Consider the following 23,045-nt stretch of genomic DNA (forward strand, 5'->3'; position numbering starts at 1 on the left):
ATTAAAACGTAACTTGAACCCCCAGTAAAAAACGTCGTGGATTTGCAAAACCTGCGCCTACGCCACCAAAAGAATTTCCCCCGAGTGCAGCGCCCTCCGGATCCGCCCCGACAAAACCGCTGTCTTTAATGACAAGCAGATTGTCTCCGCTGAGGTAGACAGTCGCATTTGTCATTTTTATACTTTTTAGGATATTCTGGGGCAATGCGTAAGCCAATCGTACATTGCGCAATCTGGCGTGACTGCCATTTCCCCATATTCTTGACGAACGGTAGTTCAGCGCAGACCAGGCGTTGGGATCCGTACTGAATATATCCGGATAGTTTGCCTTTGTATCGCCAGGTCCTTTCCAGACATACTGGTTTTCGCCGAACGCGATATTATTGCGGCCCTGTCTTGGCAATATCGGACTCTGGAAATTATTGACAATACTCATCATCAGATAATTGCCATACTGAAACCACCATTCTGCGCTTAGAGTAAATGCTTTATATTGAAAAGTGTTGGTAAATCCGCCAAAAAACTTTGGTGTAGCTGAGCCAACTGGCTGCCAGTTGCGCAAGTCGCTCGTGGCTCCAATTCCTTCTACAATCGCTTTTTCACCATTGACAAAGTTGTAATGCTGCATATTGCCATTATCCGGATTGATACCGGCATATTCTACAGCCTTGATCACGTTAATATCGTCACCGATCTTCCGGTAGTAAGCGAGCGAATAACCATCCAGCAGCGAATCTTGATACAGTTTCGTGATTTTATTTTGATTGATGCTAAAATTAAGGCTACTATGCCAGTTAAAATCCTTTGATTTGATCAGATGTGCATTTAGAATCAGTTCTAGACCTTTATTGACAATCTGCCCTACATTCTGGTATTGCGCCAGAGAACCCTGGGCAGAAGGCAATTGCACATTCTGTAGCAGTCCATCACTTCGCTTATGATACATATCGAAGGTGATACCCAAACGACCAAATAATAGCGCATCTACCCCAATATTGGTATTGTATAGCGTCTCCCAAGAGATGATGGGATTTGCAAGCTGCGAAATGCGGACACCGGTATTTCCTTCCTGCTCATAACGAAACAGGGTGCTACCATTTCCTGTCGCATAGAAGGTTGTATTCAAATAACCATCCCCAAGATCGCGCCCTGACGTTCCATACGAAGCACGCAATTTGAGCGAATTTATTGCTTTGACATCTTTTAGAAAATCTTCCGAAGACAGCATCCAGCCTGCACTCAAGGAATAGAAAGTACCATACCTTTTGTCCCGTCCGAAATTGGTCGTTGCATCTGTCCGGACCGACGCTGAGGCCAGATATTTTTGCCTATAGCTATAATCGGCCTGTCCGAAAACCGAAAATGTTGCTCTTTCCCGATAAGCTCCGACGGGTGAATAGGGCCGCGAATATGCTAGGTCTACCGCACTACCAAACCTTTTTGCCGCCCCCATATTTCTTTCGCCAGCAAGCAGATCGTTCATATTGACCGTAGACAGCTCTGTTGTGCGTTTGCCCCACTCCTGCCCCATCAATACGGATAGATTGTGCTGCTCAAAATTTTTCCGGTAATTCAAGGTATTGGATGTCAGATAGTCGACCATTTTTGTATCGTCCAGATCCAGGCTTCCATTGGGTACGGTCATCCCTGGCCGGAATAAATAAGGGAAGCCGCCATATCTCCCCGAAAATGATCTTGGATCAAAATAGGAGTTGATATTCGTGCCCATATAATTGATTGAATTGGTACTCTGGATACTCAGTTCCGGCAAAATATCATAGCGCAAGCGCAAACTACCCAGGTGATTTTGCACATTCGTCAAGCGTGTGTTATCATAATCCGTTTCGGCAAGGAAATTTTGCATCCAGCTTGTTGTGACCGGCCCATAGTTGCTCGACTGCCTAACCAGCAAACTATCCAGCAAATTGCCCTGGTCATCATAGGGCGACATAAAAGGCTGAATCATATACAGTTCAGGAACGCCGTTGCGTTTTGATGTTCGGTCCACGATGGTGCTGAGGTTTATACTTGCGTGAAATTTGCGCGATACAGCATGATCAATATTAACCCGTAAGCTCTTACGGTCAAAAGAATTGTCATATAACGCCCCATTCTCTTTAAACCAACCTATTCCGGCATAGAATTTTGTCTTTTCAGTACCGTTTCGGACACTCACTTCGGTATTCCGAAGGTTGCCGTTGCTATAAATAGCGTCTTCCCAGTTAAAATTACGGGAACGGTCTGCATCGGTATACACACGGCGTTCTCTGATAAAATCATTTACATCAGGAAAAGTCTTACGGATAGATTCTGTCTGCTCCCAATAGCGGCGCATCTGCTGATCCATAAAACCGATGAGCTCGGTTGTATTCATAAAGCGCAAATCGCGTTTTGGCTGGATAATTCCATATTGTATATGCGCGTCGACAGCACTCTTGCCCGACAGTCCCCGCTTGGTTGTAATGACAATCACACCCTGTGCTGCCCGCGAACCATATATGGCTGTCGAAGAAGCGTCTTTCAGTATCGAAATATTTTCCACATCGGCTGGGTTAACAGCATCCTGCACAGCCTGATAATTGGTGATTATCCCGTCGACCACAATCAGTGGCCCCAAATAGTTGTTGGTAGGTGTCGTCATGGAGGACTGCCCCCGCTCGACCACCTGGCCTTTTGCGCCGGACTCGCCAGAGGTCTCCGTGATATACAAGCCCGTGGTTTTCCCCTTTAACATGGACAAGACATTTGATGAGGTGACACTGCTGCGCAGGACATCCCCGCTGACCTGCTGCACGGCACCTGTCACTTCAGAGGCTTTCTTATTCATATAGCCCACCACCACCAGCTCTTCCAGGTACTGGCTCTGCTGCAGCAAGCGGATCGTCCCCAGATTTTCAGTTGCTTTTATCCGCTGTGGCAGATAGCCCAGCAATGAAAACTCCAGATAGCTTTGTTTGGGCACATGCTCGATATAAATATCTCCGCTGCCGTTACTGCTGGCGTATTTCACTATTTTCAGATCTGCCGAAAGCACTTTAACGGTCACGCCCAAAAGACCATTATTGAGTGAATCAGTCACCCGTCCACGAACGCTCATTTCATCCTGCACAACGATTGGTTTTCTTTCGACAGAGGTCGGCTGTTCCTTGATAATGATCAGCTTGCCCTCAAGCTCATAGGTCAGTGGCAACCCCCGTATGATAGACTGGATGGCCTCCTGGAGTGGCTGATTCTTAATATTGACGGTTATGCTTCTGTTGCTCTCCACTTGCTGTGCGGACCAGATGTAGTGGTAGCCGGTCTGTTTATTGACCTCCCTAAAGGCTTCCTTGAGCGTCATTTTTGTGTGCCTGAGCGTCACCATCTGCGCGGCCGTCTTGGCGCTTATGTGCACAAAAAACACACTGCAAATAATAGCGGTAATTGATATTTTCATAATACACGATTTGGTCAGGTTAGGAAACCAATGTACATCTTTCTTGTTTATTTTATACATTTGTGTTGGTTAGTTAGGTATTAAAATGTGTTGTTCAAGATAGTTTTGATCACGACTGACAGTATTGATCGGGGGCGCCGCAAACGCCCCTGATTATTGCCCGGTTCGTCATCTTATCATTTTCTTTCGTCATTTTATTTCATAGGCAATCTGGTTTTCAGGTTTCTTATTATCGTTTGTATTTTTATTGTCGTTTATTTTTTCCTGACATGCAGCAGTCTGCCTTTGAGCTCAAATCTGACATCGCTGGTCTTTTCCAAGATTTTCAGCAATGATTCCAGCTTCTCATAGCGGGGTACTATACCTTCAAATTTCAATTTCTTTAAGCTGGGGTCGGTAAAGTCAACATCAATATCATACCAGCGCGCCACCTGGTTTAGCATGATATCAAGAGATTCATCCGAAAAATTGAATGTACCCTCTTTCCAGGAGATAAAACCTGAGCTTTCGACATCTGCGATCGTGATCGTTCTTCCCTGGATGAGGGCTTGCTGATTCGGTTTTAGGTATTGTCTGTTTGCCCCATCCGGCAGCGACAGCTCCACCTTTCCTTCGATCAAGGTGGTCCGATCTGGCTCACCGCTATAAGCCGTGACGTTGAATGAGGTACCCAGCACCTTGATGGTCTGGCCCGGGGTACGTACCACAAAAGGCTGCAGTATTTTTTCCTTACCCTTCGACCTATATCGGTGTGCAACTTCAAAATAAGCCTCCCCCTCTAGCTCCAAGTTGCGCGCTTCGTCAGCCCGATCAACAATATACCGCAGACGTGAATCCGCATTGAGCCAGACTTTTGACCCATCAGGAAGCGCAATTTTATACGTACCTCCTTTCGGGACATCAATGATCATATTTCGTCCGCTCATATTCTCAGCAGCTATCCCCTGGACCAATGATCCATCTGCATAAGCCAGTTGCTGGCCCAGTACAATTTCAGACTGACTTTCGCTCAGGTTCACTTGTGTACCATCGTCCAGTCTGATGGTTGCTTTATTTCCACCCGGTAAAACAGTAGCCTGTTTTGGTGCCCCGGTATCGTTATCGACCAGATAGCGCACGGTGAGTCCCAGTCCCACCAGCAGGACAATCGTGCCGACAAGCCGCACCCACTCGTTGTGAAAGCTTATTATTTTTGCTGGCTCGGGCTTTTGAATCGTCTGTAAGACCTTTTGTTCCAGTCCATGCAACCAGTTATCGTCAGTATCAAGCTGCTGTACTGCAGTAGGCTCATTTTTGAATTCCTGCCCGATCAACTGGCGCAGCTGCGCAGCGTTATTTTCGTCCGCTATCAATCCCTCCAGCTCCAGCATTTCCTTTGGAGTCAATTTATCTGCCAGATAGCCTTCGAACAATTCGGAAAAACGGGAAGTTTGCATAGCTCTTTTTATTAGTAATACGAACAGGATGAACAAACCAATGAAGCGATCTGAAAAAAAATGCAAAAAAAATTAAGATGTGGTATCAGGACTTAGTTCGTCGCCGCCGAGGCTGTCCGCAAAGAAAATTAAAATAAGGAAATTTAGAATATATCCGGGGCGATATTCGCAAAGAAAAATACAGTCAATACCATCGAAGCTAATTCTGGATGCTGCTTAAAATAAGCCTTTATAGAAGCATTTGCATTGGTGATATGTGAATTTACAGTTGAGACTGAAATGGACAAAAGCTGGCTAACCTCTTCATAGCTCTTGCCCTCTATTTTGCAAAGCTCAAAGACTTTTCGGCGCTGTTCAGGCAATTGCTGGATGCCGCGCTGTAGCACTTCGAGCATCTCCTTGCCAAAGATCCCCTCTTCGATATGGGAATAAGCTTCAATAATATGCGTAAAATAATCAACAGACAGCCTTTTTTCACGTGCGGCTTTACGTAACCGGTCATAGACCAGATTTTCAGCGATCTTATACAGGTAACCTCGGTAGCGTTCGGTATCCAGGTTCCCCCTATTTCTCCAGACCCGCAAAAACAGCTCCTGCAGCAGCTCTTCGATATCTTCCCGAGATTTGATCAAACGCGACATCGACACAGCCAGAGGGCCCTTGTATCTGCTCATCAGCTCTTGCAATGCCAGTTCATCCCCTGCTTTCAGGCGAAGCAGTATCTCCGATTCCGTTGTATTAGGGGTGTTTTTCAAGCAGATTTATCAAGTTGAGGTTCTCTGGCCTAAAGTTAACAATAACAAATCAAAGCGCAAAGCCCCTGCCCCGATCTTAAATCGTCCCATTCAATCGGTTCCGTAATGTCAGGATATTAAAGCAACAAAAAAGGCCGGATCAATTGCTGTTCCGACCTTAAAAAAACTATCCTTTAATCCTACGTTTATCTTCAATCTTTGTATATCTTCAACTAATGAACAGCGTCAGGGGGAAATAGTTTTCTATTTTTTTATAAAAAATTCAGACCTCAGCTTAATCTACTTCTTCTGTCAAAGCCATCTTTGCAATCATCGTATTGGGACCTTTTGAGGTATTTACTTTCAATTTTAATATACCATCATTTGAATCTTCTCGCATTACATGCAATTTGACCCATTGTCCGTCTTTATCGTGCTGGCCTAAAGTATATTGCCTACCTTCAAATTCAATATCCGCCTGGCGTCCCAGATTATTCCAATCATGGAAAAAGACATAGAACGTACCGATCATACCTTGTGGCACTTTTAAGGTCACTTCCATGTGTTTACCCTGCCAGACCGAAGCTACCTCGTCTTTCCAGACGCCATCAGCCTTTACAGTATAAGTCGTTCCCTTATTAGCTTCACTCAAATCCAGAAGACCGGACCAATCCACATTCTGATCCATTTCTTTCACTTTTTTTCCCGCTTCCACATACAACAGTGCATTCTTAAAAGCTTTCGGCGCCACACTTTTTAAAGGCTCGATGAAGACAAACATCTTTCGTAGAGAATCCAAATTCGGCTCATAATCCGGAGCAAAATCATCAGAAGCCATATACTTTTCAAGACTGGCCTTCAACTGCTGGCTTACCGGATTGTTTTCATCCCGCAGGTTGAAACCTGTCACCAGCAGTTTGCCTTTGCCAACCTTTAATTCAAAAATGGAAGCCAGCTTATTATTGCGATGAAAATCATCTATCGGCTGGGCAATAGGCCTATAGTCCGCCGGAAAATCATTGATATAAAATCCCTTTGCTCCTTTATAGACCGCCTGCCATTGCCAGTTGCTGTAGGAATCTGTCGGAAACTCCTTAAAAGCAGCATGTTTGTCACGTAGCAAAAGACCGATGGTATTGATTCCCTGTCCCGGAAAAAAAGTAAGTGACCAATACAGTGGATAGAAGCTGATCAGGTCTGCCGTGGTCACATTTCCCAGGTCGGCGGCATCCAGCAATACCTTGCCGCCCGCATTTAATACTTGCTCAGCCTTCGTGTCGAAGCGGTCGGTTACATAAACATTCTTGGTACCCCCCTTCACCGGAGGATATACCCATATATCCCAACGATTTTTGTTGGGCCGGTCTTTCAGACCCACCTCCACCGTCAGTTTAGTCGCCTTTTTGATCCCGGAAAAATCACTGTTAAAAGTCCCTACAATCTCTGAGCTCCCCGACTGAAATACCTGATATGAGAAATCCCCCGATGACAGTACATGTGCTGTTTCATCGTAAATCTTCCAGTAAACCGCATCCTGGATATCTGCTTTTCCGTAATGGGCAACCTGTACTTTTGGGTTAAGGGTTTCGTCTGTTTTCCATACAAATTTAGGCAGGCGCAATAACATCACCGTAGTATCGTGGTGCATCCTAAATTCGTCCGGGGTCGTAATTCCCTTGCTGTCATAGAAAGCATCAAGCCAGCCAATAAGCGCTTCCCCCTGCCCCTGGTAGTCCTGCATACTTAACAGCTGTATCCCGGCAGCCGAAGGTGTACGAAGAAAAGACTCTATCTCATTTTTATACATCAGCTGATTGAGCGCACCGGATGCCTGCACAAAAGCTTCATTTTGCGATTCCAGATTGTTTTTTCTAGCCTGCTCGCGGAACTGCTCAAGATTTCTCGCCTTTAATACGCCTGTGTATTTTTTTATTTCATCCCATCTGGGGTAAACCGGCCATTGACCGATTTCATGTGCAATAACGGGGATATCGGACTGACTGTATACTTTTTCAAAATCCCAGTCCGTGGTCGCACCACGTAGTCCTCTGGTACCACCAAGTTTGTCAATGTAATGGGTGACAATAAACTGATCCAACCCGGTGATCTTTCGCGCCGAGGAAACCGCATATAATCTTCGGGAATCTTTTTCCTTATAAGGCTTCAACCAGGATTCCATGACTTCAAAGTCCGAATTGCCCAGTTCATTTCCGATGGCCATTGTTGTAAAAGAGGCATGGTTTCCATAATTGGCCAACATTGTTGCAATCTCTTTTTGCGCAAATGAATCGGCAGAGGCATTATGACCAAGACCTTTTGGTCTTCCTTTGGTGTTCATTTCTTCGCGTCCTGGATTGTCAACCGCCATCCACCAGTCCAGCCAGATCACTTCGGGCTGTAGATAAAGCCCGATCCGGTCAGCAGCGACAAAAGCCGCCTGTGGTGGACACCAGGAATGAAAACGGACATGATTCAATCCATAGGACTTATAGATGCGAAAGATCCTTTCCCATTCTTCGACAGCCATTGACGGGTAACCGGTCAATGGAAAATGCACACAGTCCAAATTTCCACGCAAAAAAACAGGGCGTTTGTTTACCAGAATCTTTGATCTGGAAGCACTGATTTCGCGGAAACCTATTTCCATCTCCTTCAGGTCCAACTGACGGTCTTTCTCATCCAGCAACCTGATCGTCAATGTGTAAAGATTCGGATTGATATCATCCCATAACTGAATTGACTCCGGTACATTTTCAGTCATTTCGATTGGTTGCTTCGCTGACAGCAAAGTAATCTTCCGTGTTCCCTGAAATACCTCAATGCCACTGTTGCGTTCTCGTAAAGTGTAGGTGAGCTTAACCGACCTTTTTTTTCCACCGACGTTCAGCAAAGTATCCTTGAGTTGAAATGCTTTTGGCGCTATCAATGTAAAAACTTGCGGATTGAAAAAATGGACCCGATCTTTTGCAATAAGTTCAATTTTACCGACTATGCCGTTCCAGATACTTTGGGTATACTCTGTATACGCATGCCCTTTGTCGCCAATGTTATAAATCATGTCATTGTTCACACGGATTGTCAGCCGATGCCTCCCCGGGCTAAGCACCCCAAGTGAATACAAATGTGGCGAATTTAGCGCATCTCTGGTCGAAATCTGCTTATCGTCCACAAAAAGCATAGATTGCCACATCACACGCTCCAAGTTCAAAAACAGCTGTTTATCTTTCCAATCTGGTGGCACCGTAATGTCGCGTTGGTACCAGGCCGACCCATAATATTTAAACGCTCGGGTCAATATACCGAAGTCTGATCCTACTGTTTTTGTACCATATTTTGCCTCATCTGTTGTCCCAGGTAAGTGTATCGTTTGGGTAAGATCCCGTTCAAACCACCTTTCCTTCAGACCATTGTTTTTCTCGTCCAGACTAAAGCGCCAGGATCCGTCCAAATTTTGTTTGTTCTGTGCAAATAAATGAATTGAAATGATCCAAAAGAAAACTCCAAAACATAGGGATAGTCGTTTCATAAATGATGGATAACTGAAATATTATACAAAAGAACTCATATTTGCCATGGACGAGATGTAGAAAAATAGTAAAAACATGTAAAATATACTTTTTTTCGCTATCCTTTATAGACAGACATCCCCCCCCCTCTCCAATGTATTCTTCATAAAAATTTAACACAATAAAAATATAGTATTAATAAACTTTGTTTAGTATTACAAAACTTATGTATATTTATATCAGATGAAAAAAGTTGCAACTTACTACGTATTTAGTGGAGCAAATACGGCACTAACCAAAGTCGATAAACCAATTCCAGCATTAAATGATGGAGAAATATTGGTAGGCATCCGTTATACCACACTCTGTGGTAGTGATCTGCACACCTATTGTGGCTTGCGCAACGAACCTTGCCCCACGATTTTGGGCCATGAAATCGTCGGAGTCATTGAAGAAATTTCGCCATCCCATGGCGGACTTGATGCTCAGGGCAGCTCGCTTCATATCGGGGATCTTATCACCTGGACTGTATTTTCAAGTGACCCCAACACAGGCGTTTACCAATCCGAAACACCGCAAAAAAACGATAAGCTCTACAAATATGGACACCGTCAGATTACCGAACAGGACAGCCTGCACGGCGGACTTGCCACACATATCATCCTTCGTCCACATACTTGCATACGCATACTTTCCAAAGATATCTCCCTGGCTGTGGCCGCAACAATAAACTGTGCCGTGGCTACTTCAGCAGGCGCACTTAGGCTTGCAGATACCGTAACAGGGAAAAACATCCATATTGCCGGCATCGGACTATTGGGATTGGTCAGCATTGCAATGTGCCGGGAATTGGGTGCAAAAAATATTATTGCGTCGGATATTAACCCCGCTCGTTTGGCAATGGCGAAAAGTTTTGGCGCCACCCATACGATCAATCTCCGCGAAGCTAGCGACAACACCTTATTTCAAGATATTGCAGTCGATAGATTTATCGACATGAGCGGCTCGCCCGATGCGATGGAGCTGGGGATCGATACACTGGGATTACATGGCCGTGCCGTGCTTGTGGGTGCAGTATTTAATCAACGCAAGACCGGTATCGATGCCGAAAAAGTCATCCGAAAACTGCTCACCATAAAAGGGCTGCATAATTACAACTATACCGATTTTTCCACAGCCGTAGATTTTATTATTGACAATTGGCAAAAATATCCATTTGAATCATTGATTGAGCGCGAATTTCCATTAGAAGAAGTCAATGCAGCAATAGCTTATGCGCTTGCTGAAAAGCCTATTCGGGCTGGTCTCTATATCCACACGTCAACAGCTCAGATCTAATGGAAAAGAAGTTTAGAAGAGATCAGTGGAAAATGCTGTTTGTGACCATGTTCTGCTACCTTTTTTTTTACACAGGGCGTCACAATTTTGGATGGGCAGCCAGGGGCATCGCCAAAGAGCTTGACATCAGCTTTCAGCAGGTAGGCTGGATCAGTTTTGCGATGTTGATGGGTTATGCTATTGGCCAGCTCATTAACGGCAATCTTGCCGACCGTCTAAGCCCCAAAATGATGATTATCACAGGCGGCGGTGTTTCCATCCTATGTAATCTAGCCATCAGTTTTGCCAGTTCATATACAGCTATTCTTATCCTTTGGACACTGAACGGTTATTTTCAATCCATGGCATGGGGATCTGGCGGTAAGCTGATTTCCAATTGGTGGAATAGCGCTGAGCGTGGTAAAGCTTTTGGTTTTTATACCATGGCAGCAGGAAGTTCTTCCGTTCTGACATTTTTTATGGCATTGGTTCTTGTCCAGCAGGAACAAAGCTGGCGTACCCTTTTCAGGTATCCGATCTTATTTCTCGCGGCTGCATTGCTTGTCTTTTTGTTTATCGCCTATAGTGACCCTAAAAGAAAAGGGTATACAATCGATGGAGAAGATGGTCCGTCAGTAGCAAAACAGGAAAACTGGAAGCAATCTTATCAAAAAGTATTTCGGAACCGCAACTTTATGATCGCCTCCCTTGCCATTGGCTTTCAGAGTATGGCACGCTATGGGCTGATCTTTTGGGTGCCCATCCACTTTTTAGGTAATAACTATAAAGACTCTTCTGGCAATATGTGGCTAACCTTACTTATCCCTGTCGGAATGGCTTTGGGAGCTGTTTCTTTTGGCTACATTTCAGATCTGCTATTCAACAAAAATAGAAGCAAATCCATCTGCGCGGGCATGATAACCAGTAGCATCATCGCCATCCTTATTTACCTTGTACCTATTCACAATCATTTATTGATCGGTATACTCATGTTTACTTCAGGGTTCTTTGTCTACGGCCCACAGGCTAACTTTTGGACCTTAAGTCCAGATCTTTTGGGGACCAAACTCGTGGGGACAGGTTTAGGTGTGATGAATATGTTCGCCTATGTCTTTGCCGCTATCGGTGAACCATTATTTGGCAAACTCATCGATTACACAGGTAATACCGCCAATATATTTCTTTTTGTGGCACTTATCTGCGCGATATGTGCCGCAATCATAAGCTTTGTCACAACTAAAAACCCTATAATTAATAGTAATGAGTAAAATTAAATTAGCCATCTTCGACATGGCTGGAACAACCGTACAGGACGAACGTGAAGTTGAAAAATGTTTTTATGATGCGATAATAGCCACCAACCTCAGTATCTCATCCGAGAAGATCAATAGTATGATGGGGTGGTCCAAAATATTGGTTTTTGAAACGATATGGAAGGAAGAAATCGGAACCGAACATTCTTCTTATCAGCAAAAAGTACAAGAATCCTATCAGTATTTTTGCAAGGTTTTAGAAGATCACTACCTTAGCTATGGAGCCAAATCTTATGATGGTGTTTTGGATGTTTTCGAATTCTGTAGGACAAATGATATCAAGGTAGCCCTTACCACCGGGTTCTATCGCAAAGTAACCGATATTATTCTGGGCAAATTGGGCTGGAACAATGGACTAGCTAAAGATTATACTAATCTCGAAAAAACGGGGTCGCATATTATCAATTGCTCTGTGACCAGTTCAGATGTTATCAACGGTCGCCCAGCACCGGAAATGATCTACCTGGCTATGCAAAAGTGTGGTATTTCGGACACAAAAGAAGTGATCAATTTAGGGGATACCCCCTCCGATCTGCAGTCCGCCTCCAGCGCGGATGTCCTGTTTAATGTAGGTTCATTATATGGCTCCCACAATAAAGAGGAGCTCAGTGTGCTCCCACACGACAGGCTGATCACAGCACCCAATGAAATTATCGAAATTATCCAGCACATCAATTCTTAGAAAGCTAATTCAATAATTAAGATCTAACATATGAAAATGAAATCACTACTTTTATTCCTATTTGTATCTATCTGCATCAACGTACATGCACAGCGTGTTGTCATCATCGGTATAGATGGTTTTAGCACCGAGGGGTTCAATGGATCCAAACATCCCAATATCGACAAATTGTTTGAAAAGGGATTAATCACACTCAGCAGTAGACCCGTGATACCCTCCGTGACCCTACCTAACTGGACAAGTCACCTTACTGGACAAGGACCTGAAGAGCATGGAATTACGGCCAATAATTGGACATTGGCAAAGCATCCGCTCCAAGCGATCGAAACAGACGCTGATGGTTATACACCATCCATATTTAAGGTACTGAAAGATAAAAAACCGGATTCGAAAACTGCATTCTATTATAATTGGGCCGAACTCATCAATCCGATCAATAAAAAATACCTCGATGAAGTTTCCTTTGAGGAAAACGATAAATATCAAAACAACTACGCAAAAGCGCTAAAATTTATCGGTGAGAACAGGAATGATCCTACGCTGGTATTTTTGTACAGTGTTCACGTTGACCATGCCGGTCACGGACATGGCTGGATGTCGCCTGAATATGTTACGGCAATCGAAGAAGTCGATGGTGAAATCGGTAATTTCATCAATCAGCTGAAAGAACAGCAACTTTACGAGGACACCTATTTCCTGTTGCTTTCAGATCATGGCGGCATTGCAAAAGGCCATGGTGGCGTCACGATGAACGAGATGCAAGTACCATTTGGCATTACCGGTAAAAAAATCAAAAATCTTGGCAAGACAGATGCATTTTTTAATAGCAACCGAAATACCTCCTGGATATTAGCCAAATTATTTGGACTGAAAAATATTCCCAGATCATGGACTGGCATTGCTCCTACAGAAATTTTCAGGTAAAGAACAACGCTAACAAAGGAGGTTTCTACCAAAGAAATATCCCCGAGTAAAACCCAGTTTGGCCCATGCGCACAAAAAAGGTCGGATCAATTGCTGTTCCGACCTTAAAAAAACTATCCTTTAATCCTACGTATACCTTATTATTCTTTATACATATCCTACTAACGAACACGATCAGGATCAAAATAGTTTTATTTTTTTATTATTAGTGTTCTTTTGCTTTATTTTCCACACCACTCCAGACACTGAGGTTGTCAGGAAGCAGCAATAAACAAAGAACAATAAGTATGGTTCGTATAGCCGGCGTTGGCGAGCATTTAAATCACTGCATTAGGATCACATGCCTCGGATTCGACCTCGTATATAATATGCTCATGCCAGCCTGCACCAATATTTAACTATTACCTCGGCCTATCTGTTCCTAAAAATTAATCCTCAACATAATCACCAAAGCATTCAAAGCTAACAATAGGTTAAAGAAAAGATAAAAAAAAATTCATACGGGATTCACCCTATTTAGACATTCGATTGCCTTATATATAAAGGGCCTTGTCTAGTTCAAGGTATACTAAGCAATGACTAACCATGATTCGAATTCCTAAATTTAATCTGAGAACGAAGGTTCTCGTCGCATTGTCCCTGTGGGCTTGTAGTACCAACGTTCTTGCTGGCGGTGGTTTATTTGACGATGAACAGAAAAAGCTCATTCTCAAAACCACAATGTATTACATCAACCAAAAGCATATACAGCCGCCGGTGCTGAACGATGAGTTTTCATCAAAAGTCTGGCAGAAATATTTTGATTATGTTGACGGAAGCCATAAAATTTTTCTTGCCGAAGACATCCAATCACTCCAAAAATATAAGACAGCATTGGACGAGGCAATCCAGAATAATTCGGTCGATTTTTTTACGGCTGCCGAACTCCTTTACAGCAGACGGATGCTCGCATTGCAGGCTATCTGTGATGATATCCTTGCCAAACCTTTTACATTTACGCAGCAAGAAGTGTTGAAGGAGGAGACCAGTTTTCCAACTTCGCTACAGGAACAAAAAGAACGGTGGCGCAAATCGCTTAAATTAAGCGTCCTCAAAAAATACCAGTCATTAAAAGAAAAAAATAAAGGGAAGAAAGATGCTGTACTGGAAGCAGAGAGCCGCATGGCTGTACGGAAATGGATGGCTGCTTTTTTTGCCCGAATGACCAAACCAAAAGCCGCAGATATCAATTTCAGCTATTTTATCAATGCCATCCTCTTTCAGGTCGATCCGCATACGATCTATAATATCCCCGCGCAAACACAATTAAAACAGGAGAATATCTCCAAGCGCTTTTTTGGCATCGGTATTTCGATGAAAGAAACCGATGGCGAATATGTTGTGGAGACGCTCGCACCGGGAGGTGAGGCAGCCAATACAGGTCTATTACAGGTAGGAGACCATATTCTCCGCATCGAGAATGCCCAAGGGGAATTACAGGATGTCTTTGCGATGCCTGCAGATGATGTTGTCGGCTTGATACGGGGCGACAAAGGCAGCTATGTCCGGTTACAGATCCGGAATCAAAAAGGCGAAGATCGCATCGTCAGCCTGAAACGTACGGAACTCAAAGATGAAGCAAAATTGGCGCGAAGCGCACTTTTTGTTAAAGGGAATGAAAAAGTCGGAATCGTCTATCTCCCCGATTTTTACGATGATGTTGCTGATCCCAAGGGTGCACATGCTGCAAACGATGTGATACAGCATATTATACAGCTGAAAGCCCGCGGGATGACCCGGCTGATCATTGATCTGCGCAATAATCCCGGTGGTTCGCTCAATCAGGTCGTCGTACTTGCTGCGGCATTATTAGGCGACGGCCCCAAGGCGCAGCTGAAAGGAAGGACTGGCATCCAGATTATGCAGAGCAATATGGAACCAATATTCGGGGGGCCACTGGCCGTCATGATCAACGAACGAAGTGCTTCGGCTTCCGAAATATTTGCAGCCGTGATCCAAGACTACAGACGCGGAGTCATTATCGGTGGGCCAACCTCCTATGGCAAGGGAACAGCACAGGATCAATGGCCAATAGGCAAGATGGGAGATTCCAGTAAAAATATTCCGGCAGTAAGTTTAGGTTCCCTGACCCTCACCTCTTTTATGTTCTACCGGGCGACAGGTCAATCCACACAGCGCAGCGGTGTTGTGCCAGATATTTTACTACCAAGTCCCACAGCCTATAGTAGTGAGCTGGAAAGAGATTATAATTCAGCATTGCCAAATGTGCCTATCCCTACAGCGCAATATCAATTTTCCAATACATTATCTGCCGAACGGATTGCAGATCTTAAACAGCAGCTTCGCTATACATCCATTTTCCAAAAAATTGATAGCGTTGCCAAATTGATCGCCAAGGAGGACAAAGCTCCGGTTGCCTTGGACACAAAGTCTTTTCTCGCACAACAAACGCGGAGGAAAATAAGGACTGATCAACTCAATACCTGGCTACAGATCGCAAAAAAAGAACAGGCTGAACTATTGCCCGAAGATAATCAGACCATTACTGCCGAAAAGTGGTACCGAGACTGGTTGAACGATACGCAAAAAGATGTCTATGTAGCACAGACCTGCGATTTACTCTATAAACTCTAATCTATCCAAACCCTAAAAAAATGACCAGAAAAACGAAAAGAAACCTCTTGTGGACAGCCCTACTTATGTCCTTACCCGCTACACAGCTGTTGGCTCAGCAGCAGCTAAAAATAAATGCCGAGTTGCCCGGATTGAAAGATGGCGATAAGGTCTATCTGATCGACTATATCAAACAGCAGATGGATTCTACACGTGTCGAAAACCACAAGTTTGAATTTGTAGCCAAGGCCGATTCCAGTTCGCTTTACGTGGTGCAGGTTGGCCTGCAGCCGAAAGAAAATCAATATTTCTATATGGACATGGGAGCCGGTGAGCTGAAGGTGTCCGGAAAAGGCGATTCGTTTAAAGATGCAGCATTTACAGGCAGCCCCTTTGTTGCCAAGTGGAAGGAGCTGGATGAGTTCTTGCAGCAGCAATGTGGTGCGGGGATAAACCATATCGGTGAACTTACGCAGAAGCTGGGGCAAGCGCAGGCCGTGGGTGATGCGCAGGCACTGGAAGATCTCCAAAAGCAATATCTTGCTTATATTGAAAAGAGTAAGGTCGCGGCCAAAGAGTGGATTGCCAAAAACCCCGATGAACCGATCAGTGCCTATGTGATCAATGCATTTCTATTTAATAAAATACCCTTGGAAGAAGTACAGGCATTGTTAAAAGGTCTTGGACCAAAAGCCCAAAAATCAAAATTGGCAGCCGCCATGTTGCGCGCCCAGGCACCCAAGATGACCAGCGCTTTGGTCAATCAGCAGGCACCTGATTTTACCTTGACTGACGCCGAGGGCAAACAGGTCAAACTGTCGGATTTTAAAGGCAAATATGTCCTACTGGATTTTTGGGCAAGCTGGTGTGCTCCTTGTCGCCGGGAAATGCCATTTTTAAAGGCAGCTTATGAAAAATACAATACCCAGAATTTTACGATCTTGAGCGTGTCGATGGATACAGAGACAGACAAATGGCGAAAAGCATTAGACGATGAAAAAATGCCGTGGACGCAGCTCCTGGATGACAGCAAACAGCAAACATCCACTTTATATAGTGTACAGTTTATCCCAACAAATTTTTTAATAGACCCTGCCGGAAAAGTGATTGCCTTTGGCCTTTATGGAGAAGAAGTCAGCAAACAGTTGGGTAATATGCTGAAGAATTAACCCGAACATAATGAACTAACCTAAATCATGAGATATGAAAAAAAATCGCTTTCTCCGTTTTGTTTTAACGACTGCGGTATGGGTTTCCTTGGGGGGGACTGTTGCCTTTTCGCAGTCGTTAAATAACAAGACAGTGACGCTGTCGATCAAGCAGGCAAAACTCGGTAAGATCCTCAAGTCCATTCAGGAAAAGTCTGCGACACAGATTGTATATAATGGGCAACTGGTCGATAAGGTGGCCGCCCAGACGGTTGTCGCCAAAAATGAAAAACTGACCGATCTGTTGGACCGGATTCTCAGAGGAACCGGACTTGGCTATACGATTGAAAATAATGTGATCATTATTCAACCGGTCAGGCCGTCAACCGGTGGTGTCACACTTTCCATCAGTACAACACTTATTCAGTTTGCTGCGGCTCAGGGCAAGGTACAGTTGGCCAACGGACAGCCAAAGCCATTGGTGACGATCGTGAATAAAGAAACGGGTACACATACCCTGTCTGATGCCAACGGCAATTTTATAATCAATGCCAAGGAGGGCGACCATCTCCAATTTAGCCATATAGGGTTCAAGCCCTATCAGGCGACCGTGCGTAATTTTAAGGAAATGAAAGTCACCCTGGAGGAGCAGGAATCGACTTTGGAGGAAGTGGTATTGACCGGATATCAGACGATCGAAAAAAAACTGTCCACCGGTTCTATTGTTACGCTAAAAGGAAAGGATGTCGCTGAGCCAAACGTACCCAACATTGCGTCGATGCTACAGGGTAAAGTACCGGGGCTGTCTGTCGAGACTTTGTCCGGAAGTCCGAATTCCATTCCCCGCATGCGGATGCGGGGAACCTCCACCCTGATCGGGAATGCCAATCCGATTTGGGTCGTGAATGGAATCGTCCGAGAAAATCCAACGGATATGAATCCCGATAATCCGATGGGGTTAAATCCTAACTTTTTCGATACATATCTTCGTTCGGGGACTACGCTTGCGAGTGCTGACCTGATGGGAAATTCGATCGGCGGGATCAATATTAATGATGTAGAGAGCATCAGCTTTTTAAAAGATGCCGCCGCAACAGCTTTATATGGTGTAAAGGCCGCCAATGGCGTGATCCTGATCACGACAAAAAAGGGAAAGGCCGGACCGAGTATTTTAAACTATACTACCTCATTGGGTTTTGTGCAGAAGCCCTCCTATAAACACCTCAATCTGATGAATTCCAAAGAACGTGTCCAGCTTTCCCGGGAGCTTATCAGTGAAGGGCTTCTATTTCAGGACATGCCGGTGGATTTAGGTTATGAAAGCGAATATTTAAACCTGATCAATGGCCGTATTACAGAGGATGTGTTCCATGATCGCGTACGGAAAATGGAAACCCTGAATACCGATTGGTTCGATCTCCTGTTTCGGAATAGCTTCAATCAGTCCCATACAGTTAATCTTTCCGGAGGTTCGGACAAGACTACCTTTTACTCCTCACTCAATTACAGAGATAATAAAGGAGCCGCCAAAAATGATACACGCAAATCCTTTGGGGGATCGATATCGCTTAATTCAAAGCTCAATGAAAAATTAACTATTGGTTTTGAATTAATGGGCGACTATGCGAAATCGGTCGGTTATAGTGCACAGGTCATAAACCCGATGACCTATGCATTAACGACGAGCAGAACAATACCATCAGATCTGTTTTATGAATCCAAGCTTCCTATTTTTGGTAATCAACCCTCATTTACGACAGCCCCATTACATTTCAACGCTTTAAATGAGATCGATCAGTCGGGCAATTTGACAAAAACCGTATTCTTGAACAGTGCGTTAAATTTGGGGTATAAAATCTCTGATGATTTACATTTGAGTTCGATATTGAGCGGGAATTTTAGCACGCAAAACTCCGAGCAGTATTCCACCGAGCGTACTTTTGATGTGGCGAAGGTAAGAGGTTACGATTATGGATCGGTTGTGCCCGGAGGACTGGAAGAGACATATTCACCTTTACCTTTTGGAGGTATTTTGGATCATCGAAATTCAAATTTGTATGGTTATTCATGGCGCAATACATTGGCTTATAAACGTAAGCTCTTTAATGACCGTGATCAACTGGATATTACCTTGGGCCAGGAGCTGAATAGTACCAAGCGGGAAGGGTATAACCAATACCAATATGGTTACCTCAAAGATCGTGGTGAAGGTTTTGCACAACTTCCAATTTATTATCCCTGGATGATCCAACGCAGGGAAAATAAAATCGATAATTTTCTTTCCGGATTCATCGCCGCTAGTTATGCCTATAAGGAGAAGTATGTTGTAAGTGGTAGCTTGCGTACAGATGCGTCAAACCGCTTTGGCCAATACACCAACAGTAGGTTTTTGCCAGCCTGGAGTGTATCGGGGCGGTGGAATGTCTCGGATGAACCTTGGTTACAAAACAGTAAAATAATAGACAATTTAAGTTTAAGTGCATCCTATGGCTGGCGGGGAAATGCAGTGACAAGTGTTGGTCCGGACCTGATTCTGCAAATATCCGATTTAGGAGGACCATTGAGCCTTATCGCAAATGAATATCAGTTGAGCATGCGATCATTGGCCTATCCGAATTTGCGCTGGGAACGGTCAGTAGACAATAATGTTGCCATTAATTTTGGCCTATTTCGTTCATTAATTAATATTGATGCTCAATTCTATGCCAGAAAGACCCACGATGCAATTATAGACTTAAATGTACCCTTTGAATATGGTGTTTCGTCCATGTATATCAATGGTGGGACGCTTACAAACAAAGGAATGGATCTAAGTGTCTCCCTGAAGTTGATACGTAAACAAGATTGGACCTGGACAATTTCCGGAAATACCTCCAAAAATAGGAATAACCTGACAAAAGGAAGTGATATCGCCGCTTATTCCCTTACAGACCACTTAAATGGCCAGGCTAGGCTTGCCGGTCAGCCGCTCGGGACTTTTTATGTCTTCGATTTTAAAGGACTAGATCCCGGGAATGGAACACCCCGGTATAAGGTGGTTGATGATGTTGAGGATCCGACAAAACTTGGCATGTACGACTATCTGATCAAAGCCGGAACAAAGAATTATCCGTTGACCGGTGGGCTAGGTACAACCATCAGGTATCGCAATTTGTCGCTATCCATGAGTTTTACATTTGGTCTGGGCGCACATAAACTCCGGAATCCATTGTTTAATGGTCAGGATTTTCAATATGCACCTAAACCAGATCAAAATGTGCAAAGGTGGCTATTGGATCGCTGGCGGAAACCTGGCGATGAATTGCACACGAATATCCCGCGTTTTGCCGATCGGCTGGGCGATCAGCGGATAGATGTCGGTGGCCGTATACTGAGTCGCTATATGATATATGATTATTCAACGGTACAATTGTCAAAGGCTGATTATCTTAAATGTCGGAGGCTTCAGCTTAATTATGCTTTACCGCATTCAGTGTTACAGCCGATGCATCTATCACAAGCTTCGGTGACTTTTAGTATGAGCAATGTCTTTACAATAGCCAGCAAGGAATGGAAGGGACAGGATCCCGAAATACTGGGTGTGGGTAGCAGCGCGTTGCCCCAATTGCCTACCTATGATTTAAGTATTAACGTTTCATTTTAAAAATTAAGTCATGAAACATACTATAATATTATTTGCTGTCGGCTTATCTATGCTGGCAAGCTCATGTTCGAAGTTTTTGGAGGAATCCACACAATCCGAGCTGATACCACGTTCCGCCGAAACGCTCAATGAATATCTTCTGGGAGATGCCTACCCGAATATGTTTGAAATAAATCCTTTGGAGATGTACATGAATGATGATATCGAGATGATCGCCTTTGTCACGACGACAGCGACCCATCGGATATATTCTTGGCAACCGGATATGGTTGAGTCAGGGGTGGGAGCTGGCGCCAATCAATCCTCTTGGAAAACTATCTATGCCGCTATTCAAGCCTGTAATACCACCCTGGATTACTTGCCGAAAGTGACGGGAACGGAGGCTTTCAAGAGTTATGTTGCCGGACAGGCAAAGCTCTTACGTGCCTTCTATTATTTTAACCTGGTCAATATCTATGGGCTGCCCTATAACGACAAACTAAGTGATCCCAAAACCAATTTAGGCGTCCCGTTATTGTTGTCGGGCGGTGTCGAGACCACCTTGAAGACACGCAATACCGTCGCTGAGATATACAGCCAGATCGAAAAGGACCTGAACGAAGGGACTGCACTTATTGATCAAAGTAAACAAGCACATAGCAAATATCGATTTGGTAGTGCCGCTGCGCATTTATTGGCCTCCCGTGTGTATCTCTATATGGAAAAATGGGACGAGGTGATCAAGCATACCGACCCCTTGCTGAATGGGCCTTATCAGCTGATGGACCTGCGCACTTGGGGACAAGTGAATCCACTGGAAAAACCTGTTATCAGCGCGAGTAACCCCGAAACAATCTGGGCATTTGGACTTAGAGGAGACGTGATCATGCAGGATACAGCCGCTTATCGCATGCCTATGGAGTTAAGAAACAGTTATAGCGAAGGCGACCTTCGCCATGGTGTCTATTGGGCTAATGGTGTAACCAAAAAATTGCACATTGGCGATTTTGGGTTGAAAAGTGCACAGGCCTTTCGTCTTTCAGAGGCTTATCTTAATCGGGCAGAAGCGTTGGCTCAATTGTATAAACAAGGAAACGCAGATGCGGGACAAAAATGTGTCAACTTGATCAATGGCTTGCGTGAAAAGAGGTTTCAGACCGATAGATATACGCCCTGGAAATTAGAACATATTGCTAACGATATTTTGCAATATATACGAGACGAACGGCGTAGAGAGCTCTACAGTGAAGGGGGGCGATGGTTTGATTTACGCCGTTATGGAATGCCCCGTATTCAGCATACATTTTTCACCTCGACGGCACAAAATGAAAATTACATCTTAGAGGAGCGAGATCCGAGTTATGTTCAGCCTATACCGCTACGGGTCATTGATTTGAATCCCAAGATAATTCAAAATCCATTATCCCCAATTCGTCAACCTAAAAATTAATTGTCATGCGAAACAAAATTAGATTACTTTTCGTCAGTCTTCTGGTTGTAATGATATTAGGATCCTGCAAGAAAGAGCTGCTGAAAGCTGATGATTCCCAGCCAATGTATATCTTGCCACAAGGTGATCATGCTTTTGACCAATATATTGTCGATTTTCATCAGAAATATGGAACCTACATTTTATATAAATTTAATGACGCCGATTTCCGCTGGGACTTTACCCGAAATATTCCTTTTGTGGGTACAGCAGGGGATCCAGAACGTGTAGCCGCCAGCTTAACATTTCTGAAAGATGAGTTCTTTGGTTTCTATGCCGAGGATCTTTTCAAAAAAATGGTTCCCTATAAAATTATGCTATGCAAGAAAATCACTCCTTTGGAACCTTCCTCCGAGGTACCGTTAGCGGGATTGGCAGATGCAGTCTGGTCGCAGAGCCACATTGCATTTGGACATGTTGACAAGCGATGGGATGACTTTTCAGAACAACAGAAAAAACAGGCCAAAGGAGCGATTCACGGTGCCTTCTGGGCTGCCGCTGCTGCAGGAAATAAAATCCAAATTGCGCCCGATTTTATCGAGGGCATCCCTTACAGCTACTTGCACGAAAACAATTATAAAATGTATGGGGTTTTTGCGGTTCCAACTAACCAATATAAAGACTTATATGAGTATATATCTCGTATCACAAGCCATACCAAAGCCGAATTAGAAGAGAAATTTTTCACCCCCAAATTCGACCCCACGGGCGTATATCAAAGAAAGTACAATGATTTGATTTCCTTCTACAAAATCAACTATAAAATCGATCTGCAAGCCATTGGAGATGCCAAGCTGCATGAATTACTAAAGAAAAACAACTGAA

At 44.1% G+C, this 23,045-nt stretch carries 13 protein-coding genes; 9 read left to right on the forward strand and 4 right to left on the reverse strand.

All coding sequences use genetic code 11. From position 1 onward, the window contains the following. Position 1 precedes the first annotated feature (1 nt). From OGI71_RS12380 to OGI71_RS12395, 4 genes are all read right to left on the reverse strand, one after another. On the reverse strand, positions 2-3,436 hold the full coding sequence (locus OGI71_RS12380; protein ID WP_282255777.1) for a SusC/RagA family TonB-linked outer membrane protein: 3,435 nt from the start codon (positions 3,434-3,436) through the stop codon (positions 2-4). Between the two features lie 254 nt (positions 3,437-3,690). After that, positions 3,691-4,872: a FecR domain-containing protein gene (locus tag OGI71_RS12385; RefSeq protein ID WP_282255778.1), complete on the reverse strand. Its 1,182-nt coding sequence runs from the start codon at positions 4,870-4,872 to the stop codon at positions 3,691-3,693. Positions 4,873-5,015: 143 nt separating this feature from the next. Further along, positions 5,016-5,627 carry an RNA polymerase sigma factor gene (locus tag OGI71_RS12390; RefSeq protein ID WP_282255779.1) on the reverse strand — a complete coding sequence of 204 codons (612 nt, stop codon included), beginning with the start codon at positions 5,625-5,627 and terminating at the stop codon, positions 5,016-5,018. Positions 5,628-5,901: 274 nt separating this feature from the next. Next, positions 5,902-9,132 (reverse strand): sugar-binding domain-containing protein, encoded by a 3,231-nt coding sequence (locus tag OGI71_RS12395; protein WP_282255780.1) that lies wholly within the window; start codon positions 9,130-9,132, stop codon positions 5,902-5,904. A gap of 223 nt (positions 9,133-9,355) precedes the next feature. Between OGI71_RS12395 and OGI71_RS12400 the strand changes: the two genes are divergently transcribed. The 9 genes from OGI71_RS12400 to OGI71_RS12440 all read left to right on the forward strand — a co-directional run bounded on the left by OGI71_RS12400 (position 9,356) and on the right by OGI71_RS12440 (position 23,044). After that, positions 9,356-10,450, forward strand: coding sequence for a zinc-binding dehydrogenase (locus tag OGI71_RS12400; RefSeq protein WP_282255781.1), 1,095 nt, complete (start codon positions 9,356-9,358; stop codon positions 10,448-10,450). Continuing rightward, positions 10,450-11,697 carry an MFS transporter gene (locus OGI71_RS12405; protein ID WP_282255782.1) on the forward strand — a complete coding sequence of 416 codons (1,248 nt, stop codon included), beginning with the start codon at positions 10,450-10,452 and terminating at the stop codon, positions 11,695-11,697. Before OGI71_RS12400 ends, OGI71_RS12405 begins: the two co-directional genes overlap by 1 nt. Beyond that, positions 11,690-12,424, forward strand: a complete 735-nt coding sequence (locus OGI71_RS12410; RefSeq protein ID WP_282255783.1) for an HAD family hydrolase — start codon at positions 11,690-11,692, stop codon at positions 12,422-12,424. The genes OGI71_RS12405 and OGI71_RS12410 overlap by 8 nt, the downstream gene beginning before the upstream one ends. Positions 12,425-12,460: 36 nt before the next feature. Then, complete coding sequence (locus tag OGI71_RS12415) at positions 12,461-13,348, forward strand: ectonucleotide pyrophosphatase/phosphodiesterase (RefSeq protein ID WP_282255784.1); 888 nt, start codon at positions 12,461-12,463, stop codon at positions 13,346-13,348. A 585-nt stretch (positions 13,349-13,933) separates the two neighbouring features. After that, on the forward strand, positions 13,934-15,982 hold the full coding sequence (locus OGI71_RS12420; protein ID WP_282255786.1) for a S41 family peptidase: 2,049 nt from the start codon (positions 13,934-13,936) through the stop codon (positions 15,980-15,982). A 20-nt stretch (positions 15,983-16,002) separates the two neighbouring features. Further along, the gene (locus OGI71_RS12425) at positions 16,003-17,130 is read left to right on the forward strand and encodes a TlpA disulfide reductase family protein (RefSeq protein WP_282255788.1); all 1,128 of its coding nucleotides are present in this window, start codon (positions 16,003-16,005) and stop codon (positions 17,128-17,130) included. 34 nt (positions 17,131-17,164) lie between these two features. Then, entirely contained in the window at positions 17,165-20,752 is a 3,588-nt protein-coding gene (locus OGI71_RS12430; RefSeq protein ID WP_282255789.1) for a SusC/RagA family TonB-linked outer membrane protein, read from the forward strand. Positions 20,753-20,762: 10 nt separating this feature from the next. Continuing rightward, a complete protein-coding gene (locus OGI71_RS12435) occupies positions 20,763-22,181 on the forward strand; it encodes a RagB/SusD family nutrient uptake outer membrane protein (RefSeq protein ID WP_282255790.1) in 1,419 nt (472 codons plus the stop codon). A gap of 5 nt (positions 22,182-22,186) precedes the next feature. Beyond that, the gene (locus OGI71_RS12440) at positions 22,187-23,044 is read left to right on the forward strand and encodes a hypothetical protein (RefSeq protein ID WP_282255791.1); all 858 of its coding nucleotides are present in this window, start codon (positions 22,187-22,189) and stop codon (positions 23,042-23,044) included. The last annotated feature ends 1 nt before the right edge of the window (position 23,045 follow it).

Source organism: Sphingobacterium sp. ML3W (assembly GCF_029542085.1).
Lineage (GTDB): Bacteria > Bacteroidota > Bacteroidia > Sphingobacteriales > Sphingobacteriaceae > Sphingobacterium.

What these genes read in the sequence shown, in the direction of transcription:
- OGI71_RS12435 (WP_282255790.1), top strand. Translation starts at nt 20,763, where the DNA reads ATGAAACATACTATAATATTATTTGCTGTCGGCTTATCTATGCTGGCA.
- OGI71_RS12410 (WP_282255783.1), top strand. Translation starts at nt 11,690, where the DNA reads ATGAGTAAAATTAAATTAGCCATCTTCGACATGGCTGGAACAACCGTA.
- OGI71_RS12420 (WP_282255786.1), top strand. Translation starts at nt 13,934, where the DNA reads ATGATTCGAATTCCTAAATTTAATCTGAGAACGAAGGTTCTCGTCGCA.
- OGI71_RS12415 (WP_282255784.1), top strand. Translation starts at nt 12,461, where the DNA reads ATGAAATCACTACTTTTATTCCTATTTGTATCTATCTGCATCAACGTA.
- OGI71_RS12440 (WP_282255791.1), top strand. Translation starts at nt 22,187, where the DNA reads ATGCGAAACAAAATTAGATTACTTTTCGTCAGTCTTCTGGTTGTAATG.
- OGI71_RS12380 (WP_282255777.1), bottom strand. Translation starts at nt 3,436, where the DNA reads ATGAAAATATCAATTACCGCTATTATTTGCAGTGTGTTTTTTGTGCAC.
- OGI71_RS12400 (WP_282255781.1), top strand. Translation starts at nt 9,356, where the DNA reads ATGAAAAAAGTTGCAACTTACTACGTATTTAGTGGAGCAAATACGGCA.
- OGI71_RS12405 (WP_282255782.1), top strand. Translation starts at nt 10,450, where the DNA reads ATGGAAAAGAAGTTTAGAAGAGATCAGTGGAAAATGCTGTTTGTGACC.
- OGI71_RS12385 (WP_282255778.1), bottom strand. Translation starts at nt 4,872, where the DNA reads ATGCAAACTTCCCGTTTTTCCGAATTGTTCGAAGGCTATCTGGCAGAT.
- OGI71_RS12430 (WP_282255789.1), top strand. Translation starts at nt 17,165, where the DNA reads ATGAAAAAAAATCGCTTTCTCCGTTTTGTTTTAACGACTGCGGTATGG.
- OGI71_RS12425 (WP_282255788.1), top strand. Translation starts at nt 16,003, where the DNA reads ATGACCAGAAAAACGAAAAGAAACCTCTTGTGGACAGCCCTACTTATG.
- OGI71_RS12395 (WP_282255780.1), bottom strand. Translation starts at nt 9,132, where the DNA reads ATGAAACGACTATCCCTATGTTTTGGAGTTTTCTTTTGGATCATTTCA.